Raw genomic sequence first — 22,299 nt, 5'->3', positions numbered from 1 at the left:
GCGAAACATTCGATATAAGCAGTAGTTACAGGGAAGATATCATGTTGAATCGAACGGGTGAAAGCCTATATGGATTTTTAAGGGAAAACGCATGGAAACCCATCCCGGAGAAGACAAAAAAAGGGCAGATGAATCATCTTGTTTTCCATACAGGAATGAAGTCGACTATGAACGGATAAAACTCTTATACCAGGCCGGCCGGCACGGTCTGATCAGCGGTATTTTAATCATTTCCTGCTTCCCTTTTTTCATGATCAACCGGGTGGATCATACCATCCTGACAATATGGACCCTTATGATCCTCGGGGTTAATATCCCCAGGTTCTTTCTTATGCGCTCCTTTTACCGGGGCCTGGCCGACAAGACCATTACACCCCAAAATATAAAGCGCTGGGAACATTATTTTATTTTGGGGTTCTGCATTTCCGGTGTTGCCTGGGTCGTCACCGCTTTTCTCCCCTATTCCGGAGATATTGTCCTGTGCCTCTTTTTTGTGGTGGTCGTACAGGTGGGAATCAACGCCGTGGTGGTGACCATGTATTCTTCTTCAAAAAATATGGTCTTCCTTTATCTGGCAATTACCCTCATTCCAACCGATTTAAAGATCTTTATGACGGGAGAGAGGCCTTTGATCGTCGTCGGGATTATCGGCATTATTTTTTTTATTATCCTCATCCGTGCGGTAAAACTCCACAACCAGAAGTTCATTAAGATCATCCGTTTGAAAATAGAAAATGACGAGCTGTCCAAAAAAGACAGTCTCACCGGACTATGGAACCGCAGGCTCTTGTACAGTGCCGTTGAAAAATTAATATCCCGTAGCATAAGACATAATGAATCCTTTTCGATTTTACTCATGGATGTTGATTATTTTAAGAAATACAATGATTCCAAAGGGCATGCGGCAGGAGATGCCCTATTGCAAAAAATATCAGGATTGATTCAGAGAACCATCCGGGAAGAGGATTTTGCCGTCCGGTACGGGGGAGAGGAATTCTTATCCATTCTCCCCCTGGCAGGGATTCATGAAACCTATGCCATCGGAGAGAGAATCCGCAAGGCCATTAAATCGGAAACCAATGTAACCATCAGCGGCGGCGTTGCCTCCTTTGAACCCTCCAAATCCTTTGATGAGATCCTGGTTGAAGCGGATAAACGACTCTACAAAGCCAAAAAATCCGGAAGGGACAGGATTTTTCCTCCGTTTATGGTCCAGGAGATGTGTCAATCCGCAGGCTGATCCCTTTCCCTTCACCGTTCCGGCAGTGACCCCTCAAAGTCTGAATACTATTTGGGAACGCTTTTTTTGCCCAAGGGTGCAAAACAGACCCCGGCCAGCCTGAAGTGGGCAAATCCAAAGGGGATGCCGATAATGGTCAGGCAAAGGCTTATCCCGGCAATGACATGGGATACGGCCAGCCAGATTCCGGCCAAAATAATCCACAGAAAATTGGCCAGAGAGGTGCCGGTAATTCTTTTCTCACCCAGGACCCGTGCATCCACGAGTTCTTTGCCAAAGGGAAAAGCCGCAAAGCCGGCAATCCTGAAGGCGGCATAGCCAAAAGGAATCCCGATCACAGTGATAAAGAGAAGGGAGCCCAGCAGGACCCAGAGCAGGAAGGCCAGAAATCCGCCGCCAAGGATGAACCATAGAATATTGAGTATCAGTGTCATTTTTTCTCCGGATAAATTGTTTGTATGATGCAAATTCAAACCGGTCTTACCGATCTTATGGATAAGGTAATACAAAATACGTCCGGGGCAATAAAAGAAACCAGGGCCGGATCCTGAAACCGCTTTTTTGAGTCGTCCCATGGGAATGTAAAGGGGGATCCGGGTCTGGGAACTAGGCTTTTTTCAGCAGTAATTTATCCAGGTTTGCCGCAAATAAATTTGAATTTTTCCGGCTGAGGGGTGGAGGCCCTCCCGTTTCAATGCCGCTGGACCGAAGGGTCTCCTTAAAATCCCTCATCAAAAGGACGCCGCGAATGGTGTCCATGGAATAGAGGTCTCCCCTTGGATTCAGTGCATGCCCTTTTTTTTCCAGCACCTGGGCCGCCAAGGGGATATCCCCTGTAATGACAATGTCGCCAGGGCAGACCCTTTTTACGATTTCATTGTCGGCTTCATCAAAACCGGGGGCCACCCGAATCAGATGAATCCATTTTGAACGGGGGATATGCAACTGCTGATTTGCCACAAGGGTGAGACAAATTTTAAGCCGTTGGGCCGCTTTGAACAAAATATTTTTTATAACCACAGGGCATGCATCCGCATCAACCCATATCCTTCTATCCCCCATTAAATCCTCCGGATGTTATATTTTCGGCATCCCCTTGGCTCGGTGTGCCGTATTCTACCCGCTCATCTGTCTTTCTCTTGTCCTTGGACCCCCAAGAGACCCGGTCACCGTGATGATATGCAGTTTCCAGGAACTCCTTTTTCTTACAAGAAGGACGGTGCCCTCTCTTTTGCATGAGAATCCCGGCAAAATTTTTTTCTGTATTCTTTGGGCAGAAGATGGGTATGTTTTTTAAATATTTTTCTAAAAAACCGGGTGTCTTCATATCCGGCCATATAAGCGATCTCATTGAATGTCTTAGACGTTTGTTCAAGCAGGGTTTTCGCGATTTCAACCCGCGAACGCTGGAGATAAACAAGAGGCGTAATCCCTGTTGCCTTTTTAAATCTGCGTTCGAAAACCCTGCGGCTCAGTCCGAATTTTTCGGACAGCTCCCGGAGATCCACCCGGCGATTGTAATTTTTTTCGAACCATTGCTGAATTGATTTGATTTTAGAGTCAGCATGATCTTTTGCAAACGGAAACGCACAATAGGGTTTTTGAGAGTTCCGGCCGATATCGTGAAGTACGGCCTTTGAAGTCTCAAGGGCAATGTGCCTGCCGCAATATCTTTCAACCAGATAAATGGAAAGGTCAATATAGGAATTACAGCCTCCCGAGCATAATAAATTCCCTTCATCGACGATTATCTTTTCAGGCTTCAAATGAATTTTCGGATATCTTTGTTTAAAATCCTGTGCAAACCCCCAGTGGGTTGTGGCGGTTTTCCCATTGAGCAGCCCTGTTTCTGCCAGGATATAGGTCCCTGCACACACACCGGCCAGGGTTGTTCCTTGCCTGTATTGTTCTTTTAACCATTCAATGGCCTGTCCGCTGGTCTCCAATGTGCGGAAATCAGAAAATGAAGAGACAACAATCAGGTCTGTGGAGTCAATATCCCGGATGGAGCCCTTTGGATATAGGGCTGTCTGATGTTTGGTTCGGACAGGCTTCCCGTCCTGGGTCGCTATGGAAATATCAAAATAAGAGACTTCCTCCTGGCCGGCTATACAATTCCATGTCGCACCGGTCTGGCCCAAAATATCCATGGTTCCCATTACTGAAGAGGCCAAAACATGATCCAGTGCAAGCAGGGTCACTTTTATCATCGTGTCACTCCAAATTGACGCAATCGACTCATACTTAGTCGTTTTTGCCGCTTTCCCCATTTTTGTCAAGTGATAAGTAGATGTCAGGGAATGGGAAAAACAACCCCTTCCTTTTTACGGGTGATCAAAACCCACGACCATTTGAAAGGAGAAACTATGAAATCAACCTTGAAAGAAACCTATTATTGTGATTATTCCCACCCGGAAATTCAGAATCTTGCCGGGAAACTGTCCGAACAGGCCGATGATCCGGTAAAGATTGCAAAAAGAACCTTTTATCATGTCCGGGACAGTATCGTGACCGGATATGATCTGTACAGAATGAAAGCATCGGATATATTGAAAAAGGGCTACGGCATCTGCTGGGGAAAATCGACTCTTCTGGTTGCATTGCTCCGGTGCAACCAGATTGAAGCCCAGTTCGGTACAATACCGGTTCACAAAAAGTTTATCAAACCCCTGATAGGGAATTTTTATCATCTGGCAAATTCACCCTATAATCATTGCATTGTCCATGCTTTTTTAAATGAACGGTGGACGATTCTGGACCCGGTCCTTGATAAAACCACATATGAGGTCTTTTTTGCCCCTGAAAATGTTCCATGGGGCATCGACTGGAATGGAGAAGATGACTGCAGGTTATATACAGAGAGCGTTGTCGGTCAGCCCATGATCCATGGAGATCTGGATCTTACAATCGAAAAAAAAGCCGGGAATACCGAACTTCCGGAATTCCTGGCCGCCGGGGTAAACCGTTTTTTGAACCGGCGGATATGGAAAAAAACCCATTTTTTTAAACATCTTCATAAAGATCTTTCCTGAAAAGGATTTACTTTTTTACGGACACATTCTACATAAATCCTCAGATGCAAAATCCTAGGAGCGGCCATACAGACTCGGTGATCAGACGGAAAAATCCAGGGGGCAGGCAGATATGGAATCGGAGAACAGCAGCAAGATCAGCGGACGGATAGCAGGGGTAAATATCTCCTCCTTTTTGCAGATGATCGAAATGGAGCAGCAAACCTGCACCGTTAATGTGTTTATAAAAAAAAATATGGGGCAGATCTTTTTCCACAATGGTGTCATTGTAGATGCCTCCACAAGGAACCTGAAGCAGGTCGACGCCCTCTACGATATCCTTTCCTGGAAGAATTTCATCCTGGAGGTGGAAGAGAACCGGGACAGAAAACATAATGTCGTCAACCTGCCCCTGATGCATATCATCATGGAAAGTGCGCGCCGGGAAGATGAGAACGGCCAGGCAGATGCCGATCAGGCCGAAACCCTGACGGCAAAAAACATCCCCTTAAAAACAATGTCATCCAAAGAGTTCTGCCTGGAGATCGGCATCAAACTCCTGGTTGATTTTGAAGATCTTGACCTTTGCCTGCGCAGCACCCTCGTGGGGATCGAACATGGAAAATACCTGCTTTTAAAGGCCCCGGTCCCTTTTGAATCCCTTGAAAGGGACGGGATCCAGGGAGGAGAGCTGATCATCAAATCCCTGTACAAGGGAACCATCTACGCATTCCGCTCCAGGCTCATGGCCCTGATCTCAGAGCCTTCCAGGCTGATGTTTATCCAATATCCGGAAAGAATCGAGCATCATGAACTCCGGGCCCATAAACGGTTCAGATGCAGCATTGTGGCCCAGGCCCGGGTGGATGAATCCGAAAGGGGAGGGGTGATTGAAAACATCAGCATGGGCGGATGCCGTTGCGCCATTGAATCCTTTTCCTCGGATCAGGAACCGGCAAGAACCCTTTTGCAGGAAACCATCCCCTTCCGGTGCCGGTTTCCGGGAACCCAAAAAGAAGTCCGGTTCATGGGGCAGGTGAAAAACACCCAGCAAAAAACCGATGAGGTGGCCGTGGGTGTTGAATTCATGTACAGGGAGGATTCCGATGAAACCCGGGCTGTTATTGATGATTATATCCGGCTCATTGAGTACTCCAGCGAGAATGTATAAACGCGGCCAAAAATATCCTGGACCAGGACCCTGGAAAAAAGGGTTTTGTCCCGGAAGGTGAATTGACTTATCAACGCGGAGGATGCCCAGCGGCTTGACCCAGCTTAGAGGGAACCTGGAAACAGAAATAGGGGACACAATTATATAAATATGAACCTGAGCATTCAGAAGTTCTCTGTATGTTTCAATGGATTCTGTTGCCAGTGTTATAAGATCCTGGTGATCCCACGTATCGATCAGCGCATATGCAAGATAATCCGGACCATAACCGCGAATTCGAGATTTTTGATTCTCTCCCGGACAGGCTCAAATACATCTCCGGGCTTCTCTTGGAAGGTCAATACAAAATTTTGGTTCAAAAAAATAACTGGCCGGCCATAACCGGGATGCGCAATTCATAAAAAGAGCATACTTGACCGGAATTTTTTACCAACGTATATTGGCATATGTTTTCAACTATTTAAGGCTCTATTGATATTATCAAAATTACTGCCGTTATTTTCAGCTGTCTCAGCCTATGGATAACACCTTAACCCGAAAATAAAGCAGCAAGGAGAGTGGCATGCAGCGCGATTTCCAGCTGAACCAGATCAGGCAGGATCCGGGCAGGCAATGGGACATCATTGTCATCGGAGGAGGGGCAACCGGTCTTGGGATTGCTCTGGATGCATCATCCAGGGGGTATGAAACCCTTCTTCTGGAGCAATCGGATTTTGCCAAAGGCACCTCCAGCCGAAGCACCAAATTGGTCCATGGCGGAGTTCGATACCTTGCCCAGGGAGACGTCTCCCTGGTGCTGGAAGCCCTGCACGAAAGGGGATTGCTGCGCAGGAACGCCCCCCATCTTGTGAAAAATCAGGCCTTTATCATTCCCAATTATGACTGGTGGGAAGGGCCTTTTTACAATATCGGAATGAAGGTCTATGACATGATGGCAGGCCGGCTGGGCCTGGGGCCGTCGGAGAAAATTTCCAGGGAAGCGGTATTGAAGGCCATCCCGAATCTGGATGAGGCGCATCTGAACGGAGGGGTCATCTATTATGACGGCCAGTTTGACGACTCCAGACTGGCGGTCAACCTGGCCCAGACCGCAATTGAAAACGGGGCTGTGGTCCTTAACTATATGCCGGTCACAGGCCTGGTCAAGGATAAAAACAATATGGTCTGCGGAGTTGAGACCGTGGATGCAGAGTCCAGAGAGTGCCACACCTTGCTCTCCAAGGTGGTTATCAATGCCACAGGGGTTTTTGTGGATAATGTTCTGTCCATGGATGATCCAAATACTCCTGTCCTGGTCAGGCCCAGCCAGGGCATTCATTTTGTTCTGGACAAGTCCTTTCTCCAGGGTGACGCTGCCATCATGATCCCCAAGACATCGGACGGCCGGGTCCTGTTTGCGGTGCCCTGGCATGGAAAAGTGGTGGTGGGCACCACAGACACTCCCCTGGGACCGGATAAGATCAGCCTGGAGCCCAGGCCTCTGGACGAGGAGATTAATTTTATTCTCAAAACCGCAGCCCAATACCTTAAAAAGGATCCCAAAAAAGAGGATGTGCTCAGTGTGTTCGCCGGACTCAGACCCCTGGCAGCCCAACTGGACGGTCAGAGCCATGAAACCAAGGAAATATCCAGAAGCCACCGGCTCACGGTTTCCCTGTCCGGCCTGATCACCATTACCGGAGGCAAGTGGACCACATACCGGAAAATGGCCGAGGATACCGTGAACAAGGCCTGGATGGTGGGAGGGTTTCCTGAAAAAAAATGTGTCACCCAGACCATGCCCATCCATGGGTATGTTAAAAATATCAATTTTGATCTGCCGGATTATTTTTACGGGGCCGACCGGGTATCCATCAACGATCTTATTCAGGAGGATCCGGACCTGGGTAAACGGCTCCACCCGGATTACGAGTATACAAGGGCCCAGGTGGTCTGGGCGGTTCACCACGAGATGGCCAGAACTTTAGAGGATGTCCTGTCCCGGCGAATCCGGATGCTCCTGCTGGATGCCAGGGCCAGCGTGGCCATGGCCCCGGAGGTGGCCCGGATCATGGCCCGGGAACTCAAACGGGATGAAGGGTGGATACGGTCCCAGCTCACCCAATACCGGTCACTGGCGGATGGGTATATTCTAAAATGATCCTTAACCCCAAAAAACAGACTGATTTCCGCCGGATGCAGCACAGGCTCCATGAGATCATCTTTGAGGCCGATACCCGGGCCGGCAAATGGTTTGATGTAATCCTGATCCTGTCCATTCTCTCCAGCGTCCTGGTGGTCATGCTGGACAGTGTGGCAGCGGTTAAGGTCCGGTACGGGATTTTTTTGCATTGGATGGAATGGACCTTTACCCTATTGTTCACCCTGGAGTATCTTCTGCGCCTTTCCTGCGTCAGGAAACCGGGCCGATACGCCATCAGCTTCCTTGGGATTGTGGATCTTCTGGCCATATTGCCCACCTATCTGAGCCTGATGCTTCCCGGCAGCCAGTATATGATTGTGATCAGAATCCTTCGGGTGCTCAGGGTGTTCAGGGTGCTGAAACTGGCCCCCTATGTGGGGGAGGCCTCCATACTGATCCAGGCGCTTCTGGCAAGCCGGCGAAAGGTCGCCATTTTTCTACTGACCATTCTCACTCTGGTGGTTATCTTCGGCTCTCTCATGTATCTGATTGAGGGTGCCGGGAATGGATTTACCAGCATTCCCAGGAGTATCTACTGGGCCATTGTGACCATGACAACCGTGGGATACGGGGACATTTCCCCCAAAACAAACCTGGGCCAGGCCCTGGCATCGCTCATCATGATCCTGGGGTATGCCATCATTGCGGTTCCCACAGGGATTGTCACGGCTGAATTGAGCCGTGCCGGTCACAAAAAAATCTCCACCCAGGCCTGTCCGGCCTGTATGGCCCATGGACATGATGCAAACGCCGTGTTCTGCAAGTTCTGTTCGGAACGACTCAATCCTGAGAAGGAGAGCAATTGAAACACAAGGAAGAGGCCCTGATCGAACGGGGTCTCAAGTCACCTGGCCAGGGCGGTCCCAAAGCCGAACGGCTGAAGTTCCGTCTCCCCAAGGTATCAACCGAAGGGAGAAAGAGATAAACAAGGCAGGTCCTGAAATCACCCATAAGGCCATGGTTCAGGACCTGCCTTTGTCGTTTACAAGACCGCGGACAACCCATGGAGTGCTCTACCATAAGCAGATGATTTTTTTCCCTTCTTGAAGTTTTGCCCTCACCTTTTCCATATGCCGAAGGGTGGCGATTTCCCTTTCAAGGTCAGGCAGACTGATCTGAATCCTGTCCGAGATGACTTCCGGTTCCGCCCCTTTGCTTTCCTTTAAAAATTTGAGTATCTTTGCCTGGGTTTGGGTAAGGTCAATTTTGCGCTTGCTTTTCTCTGAAAAGGATTTCGCACTGTGCACAGCCCAGGGATCACAGGCTTTGGCAGGTGAAAGGGCCACCATATAGCAGTCTTCGCACAATGTCTGGCCGTGGAAGTCTCTTTCTTCGTTGTTTTTTATATTCTCTTGGCAGCGGTCACATTGCATGGGTTCTCTCCCTGATTTGAGGTAAAAAAATCCTGGGATTTAAAAATTTCATGCCCGGCATAAAAAGTCCATTTATATTAGAAACTGGCCAGTACACAATGAAAAGTCAATGGTCGTTTTTTCTTTTTCAGATCAGAGGTCCCTCTGCGGCAGGATTCTCCCCTTCTTCATCCGGCACTATCTTGTAATTTTCAGGATCGTCCTTATTTTATACATATCACAGCACGTAATGTATGATCCCTACGGCTGTTTTGAAAATGCCAGACGATAAAAGGAGGAATCATGAAATTCAATCGATGTGTTCTCCAAAAGGTATCCAAAAACATGCTGGCCGTTTTGATGCTGATCGCCACCATCGGCTTTGCCGTATCCGGCTTTACCATTGTTCCGGGTTTCGGCCTGGTCCTGGCCCTGCCGGTATCGGCCCTTTCACTCTATTTTTTCGGCGTCCATCTCAATGACCAGTGTGAAATAGATCTTTCAGCGCACTAAGCCTTAAGATATATCTTTTCAGGAATAGGGCTTTCCAGGGATGATCCCTGGAAAGCCCTTTTTGTTGGGAAATCCTGTCAGGCCTGTTTTTCGATTCTGACGGCGCAGGCCTTGTACTCGGCGGTCAGGGTGATGGGATCAAAGGCCGGATTGGTCAGCCAGTTGGAGTTGTTCTCCCGGAAATGGAAAGCCATCCAGACCATGCCCCTGGGAATCCGTTCCGATACATTGGCCTTGACCAGGACCTCTCCCCGCCGGGAAAGGACCCGGACGGTTTCTCCATGTACAATATCAAGATCTTTTGCATCCACAGGGGAGATGTCGGCGGTCTCCTCTCCCAGCAGGTCGTTGAGCCCTTTGCACCGGCCGGTCTGGGTCCGGGTGTGGTAGTGGTAGAGGCGCCTTCCCGTGCTCAGGACCAGGGGATATTGTTCGTCTGCCACCTCTGCAGGCGGGGTCCATTCGGCAGGGAGGAACTGGCCTTTGCCCCTTGTGAACTGGCCGTTGGTATGCAGGAATCCCGTTCCCGGATGGGTTTCGCTGGGGCAGGGCCATTGGAGGCCGTCCTGCTCGATTCTATTGTATTTTATGCCGCCCAGGCTGGGGGCCAGGACCGAGATCTCATTGTCCCAGATTTCCCGGGCGCTGTCAGACTCCCATTCCGCTCCAAAGCGCTTGGCAAGCTCCCTGAAGATCCACCAATTGGGCTTGGCCTCCCCGGGCGGGGGGCTGGCCGTCCTGACCCGGCTGACCCGGCGTTCGCTGTTGGTAAAGGTGCCGTCATTCTCGCTCCAGGCCGCGGCCGGGAAGACCACATGGGCGAATTTCGTGGTTTCATTGAAAAAGATGTCCTGGCAGATCAGGAACTCAGCCGAGGCCAGTTCGTGCTCCACCTTACGGATGTCCGGCTCGGTATTGGCCATGTTTTCGCCGAAGATGTAAAAGGCCCGGACCTTTTTGTCTATCAGCCCCTCCATCATCTGGGGGATCATGAGTCCGTTTTTATCGGCCAGATCCGTAACCCCCCAGGCAGCCTCGAATTTTTCCCTTGCCTTGGGATCGATCACGGCCTGGTATCCGGGAAAGACATTGGGCAGAGCCCCCATGTCGCAGGCTCCCTGGACATTGTTCTGCCCCCGCAGGGGATTGACCCCCCCGCATTCCACGCCCATATTGCCCAGGAGCATCTGGAGATTGGCCACGGAAACCACGTTGTTCCGGCCGCAGGTATGCTCGGTGATCCCCAGGGTATAACAGGCCATGGCCGGTTTGATGCCGGCCAGGAACCTTGCCGTTTCAATAATCTTTTCTTCCGGGACCCCGGAGATCTCAGCGGCCCGTTCCGGAGGATAGGTATCGGTTACGGCCTTGAGTTTTTGAAAGTCCTCGGTATGGTTTTCGATGAAGTCTTTATCGTATAAACCCTCTTTGATGATCACATGCATGAGCCCGTTGAGCAGGGCAATGTCCGATCCCACCTTGAGACCCAGGTGGATATCGGCAAAATCCGCCAGTTTATGGCGTCTGGGATCTACAACAATGAGCCTGGCCCCGTTCTGCACCGCATTTTTCAGGTAGGTGGCGGCCACGGGATGGGCCTCGGTCATGTTTGATCCGATCACGAAAAAGAGCTTGGCCTTTGAGAATTCCCCAAAGGAGTTTGTCATGGCGCCGGAACCGAAAGAAGCCGCAAGACCTGCGACAGTCGGCGCATGTCAAGTGCGGGCACAATGGTCGATATTGTTGGTCTTGAACACGGCCCGGAACAATTTCTGCATTTGATAGGAATCCTCGTTGATGGACCTGGCGCAGCTGACCCCGGCCAGGGCATCGGGCCCGGATTCCCGGATGATCTTTTTCAGGCGGTCGGCCGTATAGTCCAGGGCTTCGTCCCAGGAGACCTCCCGGAACCCGTCCTTTTCCCGGATGACCGGTCGTTTGATCCTCTCCCCGGAATAGATGAAATCATATCCGAACCTGCCCTTGACGCAGAGCCGGCCGTAATTGGGCGCCCCGTCCTCGGCACCGGTGACCTTGAGGATTTTCCCCTCCTTGACATGGAGGATCTGCTGGCACCCCACCCCGCAGTAGGGGCAGGTGGTCCGAATGGTTTCCGCATCCCAGGGCCGCCATTCTTTGCCCGGCTTTTTTTCCGTGAGAGCCCCCACCGGGCAGGCCTGGATGCATTCCCCGCAGAAAACGCACTCCGATTCTTCCAAGGTATTTCCCCGGGTGGTGACCACGGTTTCCTTTCCGTTTTGGGTTTCCATGGCAATGGCGTTGTTTACCTGGATTTCGGTGCAGGCCTTGACGCACCGGCCGCACCGGATGCACCGGGAAAAATCCCGGATGATCATGGGATTGGCCATACGGGGCATCTCATCCTTCCAGGCCGTATCAAAGATCTCCACCCGGGCCTGGTATTCATAGGCCAGATCCTGGAGCCGGCAATCCCCCCAGGAAGGGCAGAGATCAAAGGAAGTTTCCACTTTTCCGGCATCCATCTGGAAATCGGAAAAGCTGGTTTTCATCTTTCCGGCCACTCCGCAATTGTGGTTTCCCGAGGCCACCAGGGCCTCAATGGATTTTTGCCGGCCCTGGATGACCCCGGGGGAATCGGTCCGGATCTTCATATTGTCCTGGGCCGGGGTGGAGCAGGCCGGGACCAGACTGCCGTCGGCCTCGTCCTCCACCAGGCAGACGTTGCAGGTGCCGGTGGGGCTGGTTCCCTTAAGAAAGCAGAGGGTGGGAATGTGTATGGAATGGGCCTGGCAGACTTCAAGAAGGGTCTGGCCGGTCTGGAATTCAAGGGTACGGGTATCAATTTTAATGGACGCCATATCTGTCTCCTCATTAGAAAGTCGAATCATCCAAAATAGGAGATGGATATCATGGCAGATCCGCTATGTCAATATTGACATAGCGGAAAACATCCTTGTTTTTCAATCGGTTTTTATTTTGCCTATTCTTGGATCCGGGTGCCCAGCCCCTGGGCCCGGGTCAGGGCAAAATCGGCAATGGCCGTATCCTGGACACCGGTGCCGGACAGATCGCAGATGCTGATCTGGTCCTCGGCCTGCCTCCCCTCGGCCTTGCCCGAAACAATCTCTCCCAGTTCCAGGACCCGGGTGGCGTCAAGGTCAATGCCGGCCTTCCGGGTATTGTACAGCTCTCCCACGGAAAAGCTCTGGGCCCTGACATCGCAGGCGATGATGTCGGCTTTCAAGAAAACCTTCGGCATGATTTCCTGCTTTTCAGGCAGGTCGCCTCCCATGGCCGTGATATGAAGACCCGGGTGGAGAAAGTCGGGATCCATATAGGGAATTTTTGAGGGGGTGCAGGTGATGACTGCCTGGCTCTGGGCCACCAGTTCCCCGACATCTCCGGCCACAGCAACCGGGACCTTCAGCATCCGGGTCATGTCTTCGGCGTATTGATCCGCCAGGGACCTTTCCCGGTCATAGACCAGGACCCGGTCAAACTGCCTGACCTGTGCCAGGGCCGTGATCTGGTATCTTCCCTGGGCCCCGGCACCCACAACGCCGGCACAGGTCACGGTTTCAGGGGCCAGGTACCGGGCGGCCACCGCCCCTGCCGCCGCCGTCCTCACATCGGTAAGATAGGCATTGTCCAGGAGCACGGCCTCGGCCATTCCGGTTTTTGCGCTGATCACCACCATCATGGCCGGGGAAGAGGGAAGTCCCAGCCGGGCATTCTTAAAGAACCCGGCTCCGATCTTCACGGCAAACCGGTCCAGACCCTTTACGTAGGCGCTTTTGATGTCCACATCCCCCCCATGCTCCGGGATTTCAATATGCATGATGGGGGGCATGGAAACCTGTCCCGCCGAAAGCCATGCAAAGGCCTTTTCAACGGCATCAATTGAGGGAATGTCGATGTCCAAAATGGTCCGCAAATCTTTTTCCGTGAGAATGAGTACACCCATAATTCCTCCTTACATATACCCGTCATAGGTCCGGGGGACCAGGGCAGAAAACATCGTGTTGATCATGGTGGCATAGTCGAATACAGGCAGGCCGGTGGCTTCATGCACGGTAGCCGCATAGGGGGGCAGGACGCTGCATTCCAGAAGGATGGCCTTTACCTGCCTGTCCCGGGCAAGGTCAAGGGCCGCGGCGGTCACCTCTTTTTGAATTTTTCCGGGATCCAGGCTGCCTTTTTCCTCCAGGACGGCCGAGCTGAATTCCGGACAGGTTTCAAGGCCCCGGATCTTCAGATCTTCCCCCGGGGCAATGGAGATCTCTTCTAAAAAATCAGGGGTCAGGCTCTGGGCGCTGGCCGTGAGAATTCCTATCTTGGCCGATTCGGGCAGCAGAAGGCGCATAAAAGGGATCTGGAGCAGGGAGGATAAAAATACGGGGATGGTAAGTTCCTGTTTGAGCTTTTCCTGGTGCAGGGCCATGAACCCGCAGTCTCCGGTCACGGCCCTGACCCCGTTGGCCTCAAGGTCAAGGGCCGCGGCCAGCAAAAAGGGATAGATCCCCGGATCCTTGGCCAGGGCCTTTTCAACGGTGAATCCCTCCACCTTTTTGAACCGCACCGGGAAATCGTAGGAGGTTGCATTGGCCACATCCCCGGGGATAAAGGGAATGGGAGAATCCAGGAGAAGGATGCCGATGGCTTCCCCGTAGGAAACCTGGCTGTTTCTCCGGTGATAGATCATGGGGGCCTCCTTGGGTTATTTGATAAAGAGCTGTCTCGGGACCCGGGAAAAGGTCTCGCACCCGGTCTCCGTGACATAAACGGCTTCGCTGCATTCAAACCCCAGGGTGTCGGTCCAGATCCCCGGCATGACGTGAATGGTCATGCCCGGCTCCAGCACGGTGAGGTCCCCGGGCCTCAGGCTGATGGTATGCTCCCCCCAGTCCGGGGGATAGTTGAGGCCGAATGCGTACCCGATGCGGGATTCCTTGACCACCCGGGAGCCGGCAATGGATCTGCGCCACTCTTCCTCAATCTCCCGGGCCTGGATCCCGGGCCGGATAAAATCCACCACCCGGTTCAAGCCCTGGATAACGGTTTTGGAGATTCCGTCCAGTTCCGGGTCGGGACGCCCGGTGATCACGGTCCGGGACAGGGGCGCATGGTACCGGTGTTTGCACCCGGACAATTCCAGGAGTATGATTTCGTTTTTTTTATATCTTCTGTCGGTCCAGGAGAGATGGGCCGTGGTGGTCCGTTTCCCCGAGGGCATGATGGGAATGATGGCCGAATAATCCCCGGTAAATTCCGGGGTGCCGGAAATCATTGCACGGTAGACCTCGGCGGCCACATCCCCTTCTCTTACCCCGGGTTCAATGAGGCGGACCGCCGTGTCCATAACCCGCTCCAGGATCTGCCCTGCCATTTTCATATAATTTAATTCCGATGGGCTTTTTACACACCTGACCCAGTTTACAATGAGTTCTCCGTCCAGGAACCCTGCGTTGGGGAGACCTTTTTTAAGGTGCTCAAGGCATCGGGCCGTAAAATAGTAATTGTCCTTTTCCACACCGATTTTTTTGCTGCCAAAGCCTTTTTGTTGAATGAGATCCGCCACCACGTCATAGGGGTGGACGGTCCGGGACTGGACATAATGATCCTCGTAGCCCAGGATATGGTCCTCGTCCAGCCAGGTGGTGATCCTGGCCCCGTTGCTGTCCTGCTGCCGGCCGAACCAGATGGGCTGGTCCCGGTCCTGAAAAAGGACCAGGCCCTGGTGGACATAAAAGGACCATCCGTCGTAGCCGGTCAAATAGTTCATATTGGCCGGATCTGTGACAATGAGGATATCCAGCCCTTTTTCTGCCATGGCTGCACGGGTTTTTTCCATGCGCCGGCAATATTCGGATAATTTGAACAGCAAGGGGAATTCCTCCTAAAAAAGTACGGCCCTATTTTTTATGGCGGGACAGGATATCAAAGAGCAGGTCCGTATCCACGTTGCCTCCGGAAAGGATGCCGACAACACTCTTCCCTGCATCCGGATTTTTCAGCAGCCAGGCCAGGGTTACGGCGGCGGCCCCTTCAATGAGGATGCCCAGGGTGTCATGGGCAAAGATCATGCCCTCTTCAATCTCATTTTCAGAAACCAGGTCAATGCGGTCCAGATATCTTTCCACCATGGGATAGGTGTATTGGTTATCCAGGCCGATGCCGCCCAGAAGGGCGTCGGCCAGGCTGTCCTTTTCTTCGATTTCCACGGGTTTGCCGGCCTTTATGGAATGGTACATGGCCGGAGCCACTTCCATGGAAACCCCGATGACCCGGATGGCCGGGTCGGCCGCCTTCAAGACCCGGGCGACTCCTGCGGCAAGCCCGCCCCCGGACACCGGCACCACCAGGGTATCGATTTGCGGAATCTCCTCCAGGATTTCCAGACCCATGGTGCCCTGGCCGGAAATGATCTTCGGATCATCAAAGGGCTTGATCAGGGTCAGTCCCTGATCCCGTTCAAGCTTCAGGGCGACCTCGTAAGCCTGGTCCTGGCTGACACCCTCCTGGACCACCTTTGCCCCGAATTGTTCCATCACCTTCACTCGGTAGGAAGGCACCCGCCGGGACAGGCAGATTGTGCAGGAGATACCCATTCTTCCGGCCATCCAGGCCACGGCCCGGCCGTGGTTGCCCGTGGAAAAAGCCAGAACCCCTTTTTCTTTCCGGTCAGGGGGCAGGCCCAGCAGGGCATTGGCAGCCCCCCTCAGTTTAAAGGAACCGGTTTCCTGGAGATTTTCCAGTTTCAGGTAGACCGGATTCTCCTGTTTTTGGTCCGGGAAGGGGATCAACGGTGTCTTCCGAATGACAGGGGCAATGCGCTTCCGGGCCAGGTATACGGATTTCAGGGTGATGTCTGTTTTATTCATCTATCTGAAAGCCACATCTCTTAAATAGAGAGCAATTTCCGGGAAAAATATCAATGCCACACCTACGCTTAAAAGGATAAAAATAAATGGCGGCGTCCCTTTGATCACTTCAAGGTAGGGACGCTTAAATATGGCAATCGCGGTGAAAATGTCACAGCCAAAGGGCGGTGTTGCAGACCCGATGGCAACCTGAAGTGTGATAATCGTCCCCACCAGCACAGGATCGAGTCCCACATTTCTCACCACCGGTGCGAAAATCGGTACCAGGATCAGAATCACCACAATGGGATCAACAAACATACATCCGATGAAAAAGGCAATGGAGATCACAAAGAGAACGCCGTATTGGCCCATCTCGTCAATACCGATCATCCCTAAGATTTGCTGGGGGACCTGGGCATAGGACAACACCCAGGCAAATGCGGCCCCGGCACCGACCAGAATAAAGACAACGGCGGTGACCAGTCCGGTGGATAAAGCCGTGGCATAAAAGTCGCCGAGTTTCATTGTCTTAAAGACAAAGCCCTCCAGCAGGATGGCATATGCCACGCTGACGGCTGCGGCTTCCGTGGGGCTGAAGATCCCGCCAAAGATCCCGCCGATGATAATGACCGGAAATCCCAAGGGCCAGAGTGCGTGATAGACTGCCAGTCCCCGTTCGGCCCATGAGGCTTTCGGTTCGGTGGGGATCTTGTTCAGGGACGCATGGATCACGCTGTAGATGGAAAACAACAACAGGATCAACAGCCCCGGGCCGATCCCTGCGATAAAGAGTTCAGGTATGGATGTTTTTGCGACAATTCCATAGATAATCATCCCGATGCTGGGGGGAATCAGAAAAGCGATATCACTGGAGTTGACAATGAGTGCCAAAATAAATGAATCCTTATACCCTCCTTTGAGAAGCTCGGGGCGAAGGGGGGATCCAATGGCCACAACCGTGGCCTGGGTTGAACCGGAAACGGCACCGAATACCGTACACGCAGCAGCCGTACTCACGGCTAGCCCGCCTTTGATATGCCGGACAAAGGCCATGACCAGATCGATCAGTTTTTCAGCTGATTTGCCCCGGGTCATGATATCGGCGGAGAGGATAAACATGGGGACGGCAATGAGTGCGGCCGGGCGAATTCCGGCCATCATCTGCTGGATCATAAACTGTGTCTGGGACAGATCCCCCTCGTAGAGAAGGTAGACCCCAAGGGTTGCGCCGGCAATCAGGGGTATTTTCATGGGAAATCCGAGCAGCAGCAGCACGATCATCAGCAGGAAGATGGAAAGGGCAAAATGATTGTTTATAAAGTCCCTGAGACTGAAGCTGGTATCCAGGACCACAGAGGAAGCGGTTTGCGCCTGGATGTTTCCCCGGTCATCTTTTACCTCTGCCGTAATCTTGATCTGACCGTCTGCAAGGGTGCTGATGTCAAGGCCCTCAACCTCCCAATTGCCGAGTTTATTGATCCTGGGGGCCCGCTCAATAATTTTACCCTTCCCATCGGCCAGGGTGAGGGTGACCCTTTCCCATGGCTCCACATCTTCTGCAAATCCGTATACGGATAGACGCAGCTCCTGGTCAATGACCGTCTCTTCAATCACGACTCTGGCATTCTCTGAAGCAAAAACAGAAGATGCCCATATACAGCAGAGAATACATAACACCTGTATTTTATTTAATCGTTTCATTGTTCCTGGATCTCGATTGCCGCGTCAGCGTATCCGTCTTTAACATGGGTGGAAAGATAGACATCGGGTTGTGTCAGGTTCTTGACAGCCGTAAACCCATACTGCAGTCCTGTCATGATAAAGCCCACAGGCACCCACAGATAGATATAAAATACCGGCAGCCCCAGGGCCGGCAGAATCCGTCCGCTCTCGTACACCTCAGCAATATAGCGGCAGGCGTAAAAGGAGAGAAAGAACATAAAGGCTGAGGTCACCGATGTCATCAACACCATTAGAAATTTGCGCGCCTTTTCAGGCATGGCGTCATAAATGGCGGACATCCGGATATGACGGCCGTTTCGAGCGGCATAGCTCAGGCCCGCATAGGTCACCAGGACGATAAATATCACGTTCAGTTCATCGGTGAAAACAATCGCGCTGTTAAAAACGAACCGGCTGACCACTGCGGCAATGGTGTTGACCGTCATGGCGATCACCCCGACAGCCAGCATAAACCCTTCAATTCGGCTGATCTGCATATCAATAAAATCAAGGGCTTTGAGTAAAGGATTGCCGCTTTTTATTTCTGCTTCCTCCATTTTTTCTCCCGAACAGCAAAATAGATCGCCTGCAAAAGGCTCAATCTATTCTGCTGTTCTCAGGTTTTTTGGGGATTATTTTGTTTTTGCTTCAGCTTCTTTCAGGTCTGCCATCATTTGATCCAGTATTTTTTTGTTTGAAGCGCTCTTGGATGCAAAAGACTTTTGTACCGCCTTGGCCGCTTCCTTGAAGGGGGCACGTTCTTTTTCAGTGAGGGTCACAATTTTATAGTCCGGGTTGGTTCTGACAATACGGCCGATGCCGTATGCATCCAGTTTTTCAGCTTCTTCCAGGATAATCTTGTGTGCATGCTCAGCAGCGGAACGGATTAACTTTTTATCCCTTTCGCCAAGTTCGTCAAAAAACTTTTTATTGGCAGATGCCGAGGCGTTGAAGTGTCCATGGCCGGTATAGGTCAATACTTTTGTCAGGTTGTCCAGATCATAGGCTTCGATCCAGACCGTCGGGTTTTCCTGGCCGTCCACCATATTGGTTTTCAGTGCACCGATCAGATCGCCCCAGGTCATGGGAACCGGAGAGGCGCCAAAGGCCTTATAGGTTTCAACCAGGATGGGGGAACCGGGCATAACCCGCATTTTTTTGCCCTTCAGGTCGGCCGGGGAATGAAACTCTTCAAAGGTGGTCACGGCCATCTCGCCTTCCGGGAAGATGGAGAGCAGCTCCAGCCCGTGTTCGTTGAAAATCGGAGGAAGCATTTCGTTTATGGCTTTTGAATGTTTGAAAAAATAATCCAGTTGTTTGGTATCCGTCGGCATCACATAGGGCAGGGTAAACAGGTCCATCTCAGGAATCGTCCCCCCCATATATCCGGTGGATTGTCCTAGAAACTGCAGGATGCCGGCTTTGGTCTGTTCCATCATATCGGTCTCTTCGCCAAGGCTTCCCACGGGATAAATTTTGATTGTATGCCTGGAATTTTCCTCAATAAAATTTTTAAAGGCCATAGCATAGATCCCCTGGGGATCACTCTCGCCCTCTCCCATGGCATATTTCCACTCTGCCGCATAGAGGCTGATACTTGTTGCCGCAATCAGCAGGACTGCTGCAGTCAATGATTTTAACGCTTTTAAATTCATCCGTTTTTTCATTGTCCAACTCCTTTTCTCTTGGGTTAACATATGGTTTTATAATTGCATCGGTTTACAATAGTTTATTTTACCCGCTCTTTTTGGTTCTGTTTTAAAAATGACAATTGGTCTGCCTTTTCAAAGAAATGGAAGGCGCTCCGGACCAGCATCTCCACTCCCTTGGGGAGGATCGTCTCATCGATATTGAATTTGGGATGGTGGTGGGACAGGTTCGCCCCAAGGGCGTCATTCCCCGCACCAAGGAAAACAAACACCCCCGGCACCTGTCTGCTGAACTCTGAAAAATCTTCACTGGCAATGGTCTGATTGTCGATGAGATCTTTTTCAGAAGGGAAGACATCAAGGGCGGTTTCCCTGGCCAGGGCCGTCATTTCTGCATGATTGATCAAGGGTATGTTTTCATGGATGATGTCGATGTCACAGGTGCATCTGTGGGTTAAGCATACCTGCTCGGCAATACGGATGAAGCGCTGGGTCGGCTTTTCCTCACTCTCCGGACCGCCCGGGTAGAGAAAACGGATGGAGCCTTCCAGTTCCACTTTATCCGGGATAATATTGCTTTTGGTGCCCCCTTTGATTTTTCCGAACATGATAACCGTGGCTTTCAGGTTGCTGATCTCCCGGGTCTGGATGATCTGTGCGGTCTGTATGAGATTGGCCGCGGCAATAACCGGATCAACGGCGTCTTCGGGGACCCCGGTATGACCCCCTTTGCCGTGGATGGTGATCTTAAAAACATCCAGTCCCCCCATAACCGGACCCGGGGTGATGGCTATTTTACCCGAATCAACGGGTGTCCAGACATGGAGTCCCATTGCGGCATCGACTTTGGGGTTTTCCAGGACCCCGTCTTCGATCATATGGATGGCACCGGCGATCTCCTCGTTGGGTTGAAATACGAATTTGATTTTACCGGTTACAGGTGCTTTATTCTCTTTAAGTACCTTGGCAGCCGTCAGAAGCATGGCCATGTGGGCATCATGACCGCATGCATGCATGACCCCTTTATTTCTGGACTTGTACGGCAGATCCGTTTCTTCGGTGACGGGCAGTCCATCCATATCGGCGCGAAGCATCAGGCAGGGTCCGGGCCTGCCGCTGTCCAGGACGGCGACCACCCCTGTCTGGGTCATCCGCGTCGTTTTCAGCCCGATATCCTGAAGGAAATTTTCAATTTTGTCTGCGGTCTGAAACTCCTGGAACCCCAGTTCCGGGTTCATATGAAAATGCCGTCGGAGTTCCAGGGTTTCATTTTTAAGTTCCAGAATTCTTTTTTGAATATGGTCCATAAAATGTAAGCTTTTCCCTATTCAATGATAAACAGCTTGCGTTCAAAATCGGCAAAGGTCCGGGCTCCGGTATCCGTCACCCGGAAGGATTCCGAACATTCAAATCCGAAATCATCCATCCACATCCCTAAGATCATGTGAAAGGTCATGTTGGGAGCCAGCACGGTCTTGTCCCCGGGCCTTAAGGAGGCTGTATGTTCTCCCCAGTCCGGCGGATAGTTGAGACCCATGGAATAGCCGATGCGGGATTCCTTTTCAAATCCGTGTCTGGCGATGTGCTTTCTCCAGATCTTTTCCACATCCTCTCCGGTCATTCCGGGTGTAATGGCGTCCAGGGTGAGGTTGAGGCCGTCCACGGTGATGGCTGCCAGGGTGTTGAGTTTTTCGGGCGGGGTGGTGCCGATATAGGCGGTCCTGGCAATGGGGCAGTGGTACCGGTTGCGGCAGGCGGCAAGCTCCAGATTAACGGCCTGGTCGGGCTTATAGGGATCGTCGGTCCAGGTGAGATGGGGAGCGCTTGTCTTTTCCCCTGTGGGCATCATGGGCACGATGGCCGGGTAATCTCCGCCGAATTCCGGGGTCCCTGTCATCTGGGCCTGGTAGACCGCAGCCACGGCGTCGCATTCCCTGCGTCCCGGTGCCAGGTTGGACAGGGCCGTGGCCATGACCTTTTCTGCGATTTTACCGGCCTGCTCCATCATTCCGATCTCGGCATCGGATTTGACCAGCCTGACCCAGTTGACCAGGAGGTTTGCATCGATAAACTCGGACCGCCCCAGGGTCTGCTTGAGTGCACCGTCGCTTCTGGCCGTGTAATAGTAGGCATCCGTTTCAACACCCACGGCTTTTTGCCCCCATCCCCTTTCCTTGATCAGGTCTCCCATGTAATTCATGGGATGCTTGACTGTGGTCTGGATATAGTCTTCAGGATAGCCCTTCATGTTGTCCGGGCTTAAAAAAGCGGTATGGCGTGCGCCGTTGACATCCATTTGCCGGCCGATCCATACCGGTTCTTCCTGATCGTCGACAACCAGGACCGCCTGGGGCACGTAAAAGGACCATCCGTCGTATCCGGTAAGATAGTTCATGTTGGCGGGATCGCATACCACCAGGAGTTCAATGCCTTTATCTGCCATGGCGACTTTGGTATCGGCGATCCGCTCAAGATATTCTGCTCTGGAAAAAAGTGCCATTTTCCCTCCAAAAATTTCAGGTAAGCCGGGCCGTAAGAGGTTTTTTCCACGGCCCGGCACGGGCTATATTAATTGATAATTGAGGTTGCTTGGCACCCGTTACCAATGCCGGCC

General features: G+C 51.9%; 21 protein-coding genes. 7 read left to right on the top strand and 14 right to left on the bottom strand.

Annotated elements, in window-relative coordinates; genetic code table 11:
* The first annotated feature begins 91 nt into the window (after window positions 1-91).
* Window positions 92-1,240, top strand: coding sequence for a GGDEF domain-containing protein (locus F608_RS34540; RefSeq protein ID WP_022665184.1), 1,149 nt, complete (start codon window positions 92-94; stop codon window positions 1,238-1,240).
* 47 nt (window positions 1,241-1,287) lie between these two features.
* On the opposite strand, the gene F608_RS0108380 is transcribed toward F608_RS34540, so the two are convergent.
* From F608_RS0108380 to F608_RS0108365, 3 genes are all read right to left on the bottom strand, one after another.
* Window positions 1,288-1,674 carry a YccF domain-containing protein gene (locus tag F608_RS0108380; RefSeq protein ID WP_027362584.1) on the bottom strand — a complete coding sequence of 129 codons (387 nt, stop codon included), beginning with the start codon at window positions 1,672-1,674 and terminating at the stop codon, window positions 1,288-1,290.
* 172 nt (window positions 1,675-1,846) lie between these two features.
* Window positions 1,847-2,302: a YaiI/YqxD family protein gene (locus F608_RS0108370; RefSeq protein ID WP_022665182.1), complete on the bottom strand. Its 456-nt coding sequence runs from the start codon at window positions 2,300-2,302 to the stop codon at window positions 1,847-1,849.
* A gap of 143 nt (window positions 2,303-2,445) precedes the next feature.
* Window positions 2,446-3,450 (bottom strand): GlxA family transcriptional regulator, encoded by a 1,005-nt coding sequence (locus F608_RS0108365; RefSeq protein WP_022665181.1) that lies wholly within the window; start codon window positions 3,448-3,450, stop codon window positions 2,446-2,448.
* A gap of 156 nt (window positions 3,451-3,606) precedes the next feature.
* Between F608_RS0108365 and F608_RS34535 the strand changes: the two genes are divergently transcribed.
* From F608_RS34535 to F608_RS37110, 5 genes are all read left to right on the top strand, one after another.
* Window positions 3,607-4,272, top strand: coding sequence for a transglutaminase-like domain-containing protein (locus F608_RS34535; protein WP_051148510.1), 666 nt, complete (start codon window positions 3,607-3,609; stop codon window positions 4,270-4,272).
* 112 nt (window positions 4,273-4,384) lie between these two features.
* The gene (locus F608_RS0108355; protein WP_022665179.1) at window positions 4,385-5,422 is read left to right on the top strand and encodes a DUF4388 domain-containing protein; all 1,038 of its coding nucleotides are present in this window, start codon (window positions 4,385-4,387) and stop codon (window positions 5,420-5,422) included.
* Window positions 5,423-5,984: 562 nt separating this feature from the next.
* Window positions 5,985-7,562, top strand: a complete 1,578-nt coding sequence (locus F608_RS0108345) for a glycerol-3-phosphate dehydrogenase/oxidase (RefSeq protein WP_022665177.1) — start codon at window positions 5,985-5,987, stop codon at window positions 7,560-7,562.
* A complete protein-coding gene (locus F608_RS0108340) occupies window positions 7,559-8,410 on the top strand; it encodes an ion transporter (RefSeq protein ID WP_022665176.1) in 852 nt (283 codons plus the stop codon). The genes F608_RS0108345 and F608_RS0108340 overlap by 4 nt, the downstream gene beginning before the upstream one ends.
* Window positions 8,407-8,529 (top strand): hypothetical protein, encoded by a 123-nt coding sequence (locus F608_RS37110; protein WP_022665175.1) that lies wholly within the window; start codon window positions 8,407-8,409, stop codon window positions 8,527-8,529. The genes F608_RS0108340 and F608_RS37110 overlap by 4 nt, the downstream gene beginning before the upstream one ends.
* A gap of 88 nt (window positions 8,530-8,617) precedes the next feature.
* Here the strand turns inward: F608_RS37110 and F608_RS0108330 are convergent, their stop codons facing one another.
* Window positions 8,618-8,977 (bottom strand): hypothetical protein, encoded by a 360-nt coding sequence (locus F608_RS0108330; protein ID WP_022665174.1) that lies wholly within the window; start codon window positions 8,975-8,977, stop codon window positions 8,618-8,620.
* Between the two features lie 282 nt (window positions 8,978-9,259).
* Here F608_RS0108330 and F608_RS0108320 point away from each other — a divergent pair, with 282 nt between their 5' ends.
* Window positions 9,260-9,469, top strand: coding sequence for a hypothetical protein (locus F608_RS0108320; protein WP_022665172.1), 210 nt, complete (start codon window positions 9,260-9,262; stop codon window positions 9,467-9,469).
* 77 nt (window positions 9,470-9,546) lie between these two features.
* Here F608_RS0108320 and fdhF read toward each other — a convergent pair whose 3' ends face one another.
* The 10 genes from fdhF to F608_RS0108265 all read right to left on the bottom strand — a co-directional run bounded on the left by fdhF (window position 9,547) and on the right by F608_RS0108265 (window position 22,185).
* Window positions 9,547-12,309, bottom strand: a complete 2,763-nt coding sequence (gene fdhF, locus F608_RS35645) for a formate dehydrogenase subunit alpha (RefSeq protein ID WP_084681022.1) — start codon at window positions 12,307-12,309, stop codon at window positions 9,547-9,549.
* Between the two features lie 122 nt (window positions 12,310-12,431).
* Window positions 12,432-13,415: a cyclodeaminase gene (locus F608_RS0108305; protein ID WP_022665171.1), complete on the bottom strand. Its 984-nt coding sequence runs from the start codon at window positions 13,413-13,415 to the stop codon at window positions 12,432-12,434.
* 9 nt (window positions 13,416-13,424) lie between these two features.
* Window positions 13,425-14,153, bottom strand: a complete 729-nt coding sequence (locus tag F608_RS0108300) for an aspartate/glutamate racemase family protein (protein WP_022665170.1) — start codon at window positions 14,151-14,153, stop codon at window positions 13,425-13,427.
* A 15-nt stretch (window positions 14,154-14,168) separates the two neighbouring features.
* Entirely contained in the window at window positions 14,169-15,335 is a 1,167-nt protein-coding gene (locus tag F608_RS0108295; protein WP_022665169.1) for a M24 family metallopeptidase, read from the bottom strand.
* A 28-nt stretch (window positions 15,336-15,363) separates the two neighbouring features.
* Window positions 15,364-16,332: a threonine ammonia-lyase gene (locus F608_RS0108290; protein WP_022665168.1), complete on the bottom strand. Its 969-nt coding sequence runs from the start codon at window positions 16,330-16,332 to the stop codon at window positions 15,364-15,366.
* On the bottom strand, window positions 16,333-17,928 hold the full coding sequence (locus F608_RS0108285; protein ID WP_244154255.1) for a TRAP transporter large permease subunit: 1,596 nt from the start codon (window positions 17,926-17,928) through the stop codon (window positions 16,333-16,335).
* Window positions 17,929-18,011: 83 nt separating this feature from the next.
* Window positions 18,012-18,593 carry a TRAP transporter small permease gene (locus F608_RS0108280; protein WP_022665166.1) on the bottom strand — a complete coding sequence of 194 codons (582 nt, stop codon included), beginning with the start codon at window positions 18,591-18,593 and terminating at the stop codon, window positions 18,012-18,014.
* 75 nt (window positions 18,594-18,668) lie between these two features.
* Window positions 18,669-19,703: a TRAP transporter substrate-binding protein DctP gene (gene dctP / locus F608_RS0108275; RefSeq protein WP_022665165.1), complete on the bottom strand. Its 1,035-nt coding sequence runs from the start codon at window positions 19,701-19,703 to the stop codon at window positions 18,669-18,671.
* 62 nt (window positions 19,704-19,765) lie between these two features.
* Complete coding sequence (locus F608_RS31165) at window positions 19,766-20,992, bottom strand: M20 metallopeptidase family protein (protein ID WP_022665164.1); 1,227 nt, start codon at window positions 20,990-20,992, stop codon at window positions 19,766-19,768.
* Between the two features lie 17 nt (window positions 20,993-21,009).
* Window positions 21,010-22,185 carry a M24 family metallopeptidase gene (locus tag F608_RS0108265; protein ID WP_022665163.1) on the bottom strand — a complete coding sequence of 392 codons (1,176 nt, stop codon included), beginning with the start codon at window positions 22,183-22,185 and terminating at the stop codon, window positions 21,010-21,012.
* Window positions 22,186-22,299 lie beyond the last annotated feature (114 nt).

It is taken from the genome of Desulfospira joergensenii DSM 10085, assembly GCF_000420085.1.
GTDB classification, from domain to species: domain Bacteria; phylum Desulfobacterota; class Desulfobacteria; order Desulfobacterales; family Desulfobacteraceae; genus Desulfospira; species Desulfospira joergensenii.
This window is presented reverse-complemented; position numbering and strand designations above follow the sequence as displayed.

Bases quoted from the DNA above. Each gene is read 5' to 3' on its own strand.
- F608_RS34540 (WP_022665184.1), top strand. From the start codon at position 92: ATGGAAACCCATCCCGGAGAAGACAAAAAAAGGGCAGATGAATCATCT.
- F608_RS0108380 (WP_027362584.1), bottom strand. From the start codon at position 1,674: ATGACACTGATACTCAATATTCTATGGTTCATCCTTGGCGGCGGATTT.
- F608_RS0108370 (WP_022665182.1), bottom strand. From the start codon at position 2,302: ATGGGGGATAGAAGGATATGGGTTGATGCGGATGCATGCCCTGTGGTT.
- F608_RS0108365 (WP_022665181.1), bottom strand. From the start codon at position 3,450: ATGATAAAAGTGACCCTGCTTGCACTGGATCATGTTTTGGCCTCTTCA.
- F608_RS34535 (WP_051148510.1), top strand. From the start codon at position 3,607: ATGAAATCAACCTTGAAAGAAACCTATTATTGTGATTATTCCCACCCG.
- F608_RS0108355 (WP_022665179.1), top strand. From the start codon at position 4,385: ATGGAATCGGAGAACAGCAGCAAGATCAGCGGACGGATAGCAGGGGTA.
- F608_RS0108345 (WP_022665177.1), top strand. From the start codon at position 5,985: ATGCAGCGCGATTTCCAGCTGAACCAGATCAGGCAGGATCCGGGCAGG.
- F608_RS0108340 (WP_022665176.1), top strand. From the start codon at position 7,559: ATGATCCTTAACCCCAAAAAACAGACTGATTTCCGCCGGATGCAGCAC.
- F608_RS0108330 (WP_022665174.1), bottom strand. From the start codon at position 8,977: ATGCAATGTGACCGCTGCCAAGAGAATATAAAAAACAACGAAGAAAGA.
- F608_RS0108320 (WP_022665172.1), top strand. From the start codon at position 9,260: ATGAAATTCAATCGATGTGTTCTCCAAAAGGTATCCAAAAACATGCTG.
- F608_RS0108305 (WP_022665171.1), bottom strand. From the start codon at position 13,415: ATGGGTGTACTCATTCTCACGGAAAAAGATTTGCGGACCATTTTGGAC.
- F608_RS0108300 (WP_022665170.1), bottom strand. From the start codon at position 14,153: ATGATCTATCACCGGAGAAACAGCCAGGTTTCCTACGGGGAAGCCATC.
- F608_RS0108290 (WP_022665168.1), bottom strand. From the start codon at position 16,332: ATGAATAAAACAGACATCACCCTGAAATCCGTATACCTGGCCCGGAAG.
- F608_RS0108280 (WP_022665166.1), bottom strand. From the start codon at position 18,593: ATGGAGGAAGCAGAAATAAAAAGCGGCAATCCTTTACTCAAAGCCCTT.
- dctP (WP_022665165.1), bottom strand. From the start codon at position 19,703: ATGAAAAAACGGATGAATTTAAAAGCGTTAAAATCATTGACTGCAGCA.
- F608_RS31165 (WP_022665164.1), bottom strand. From the start codon at position 20,992: ATGGACCATATTCAAAAAAGAATTCTGGAACTTAAAAATGAAACCCTG.
- F608_RS0108265 (WP_022665163.1), bottom strand. From the start codon at position 22,185: ATGGCACTTTTTTCCAGAGCAGAATATCTTGAGCGGATCGCCGATACC.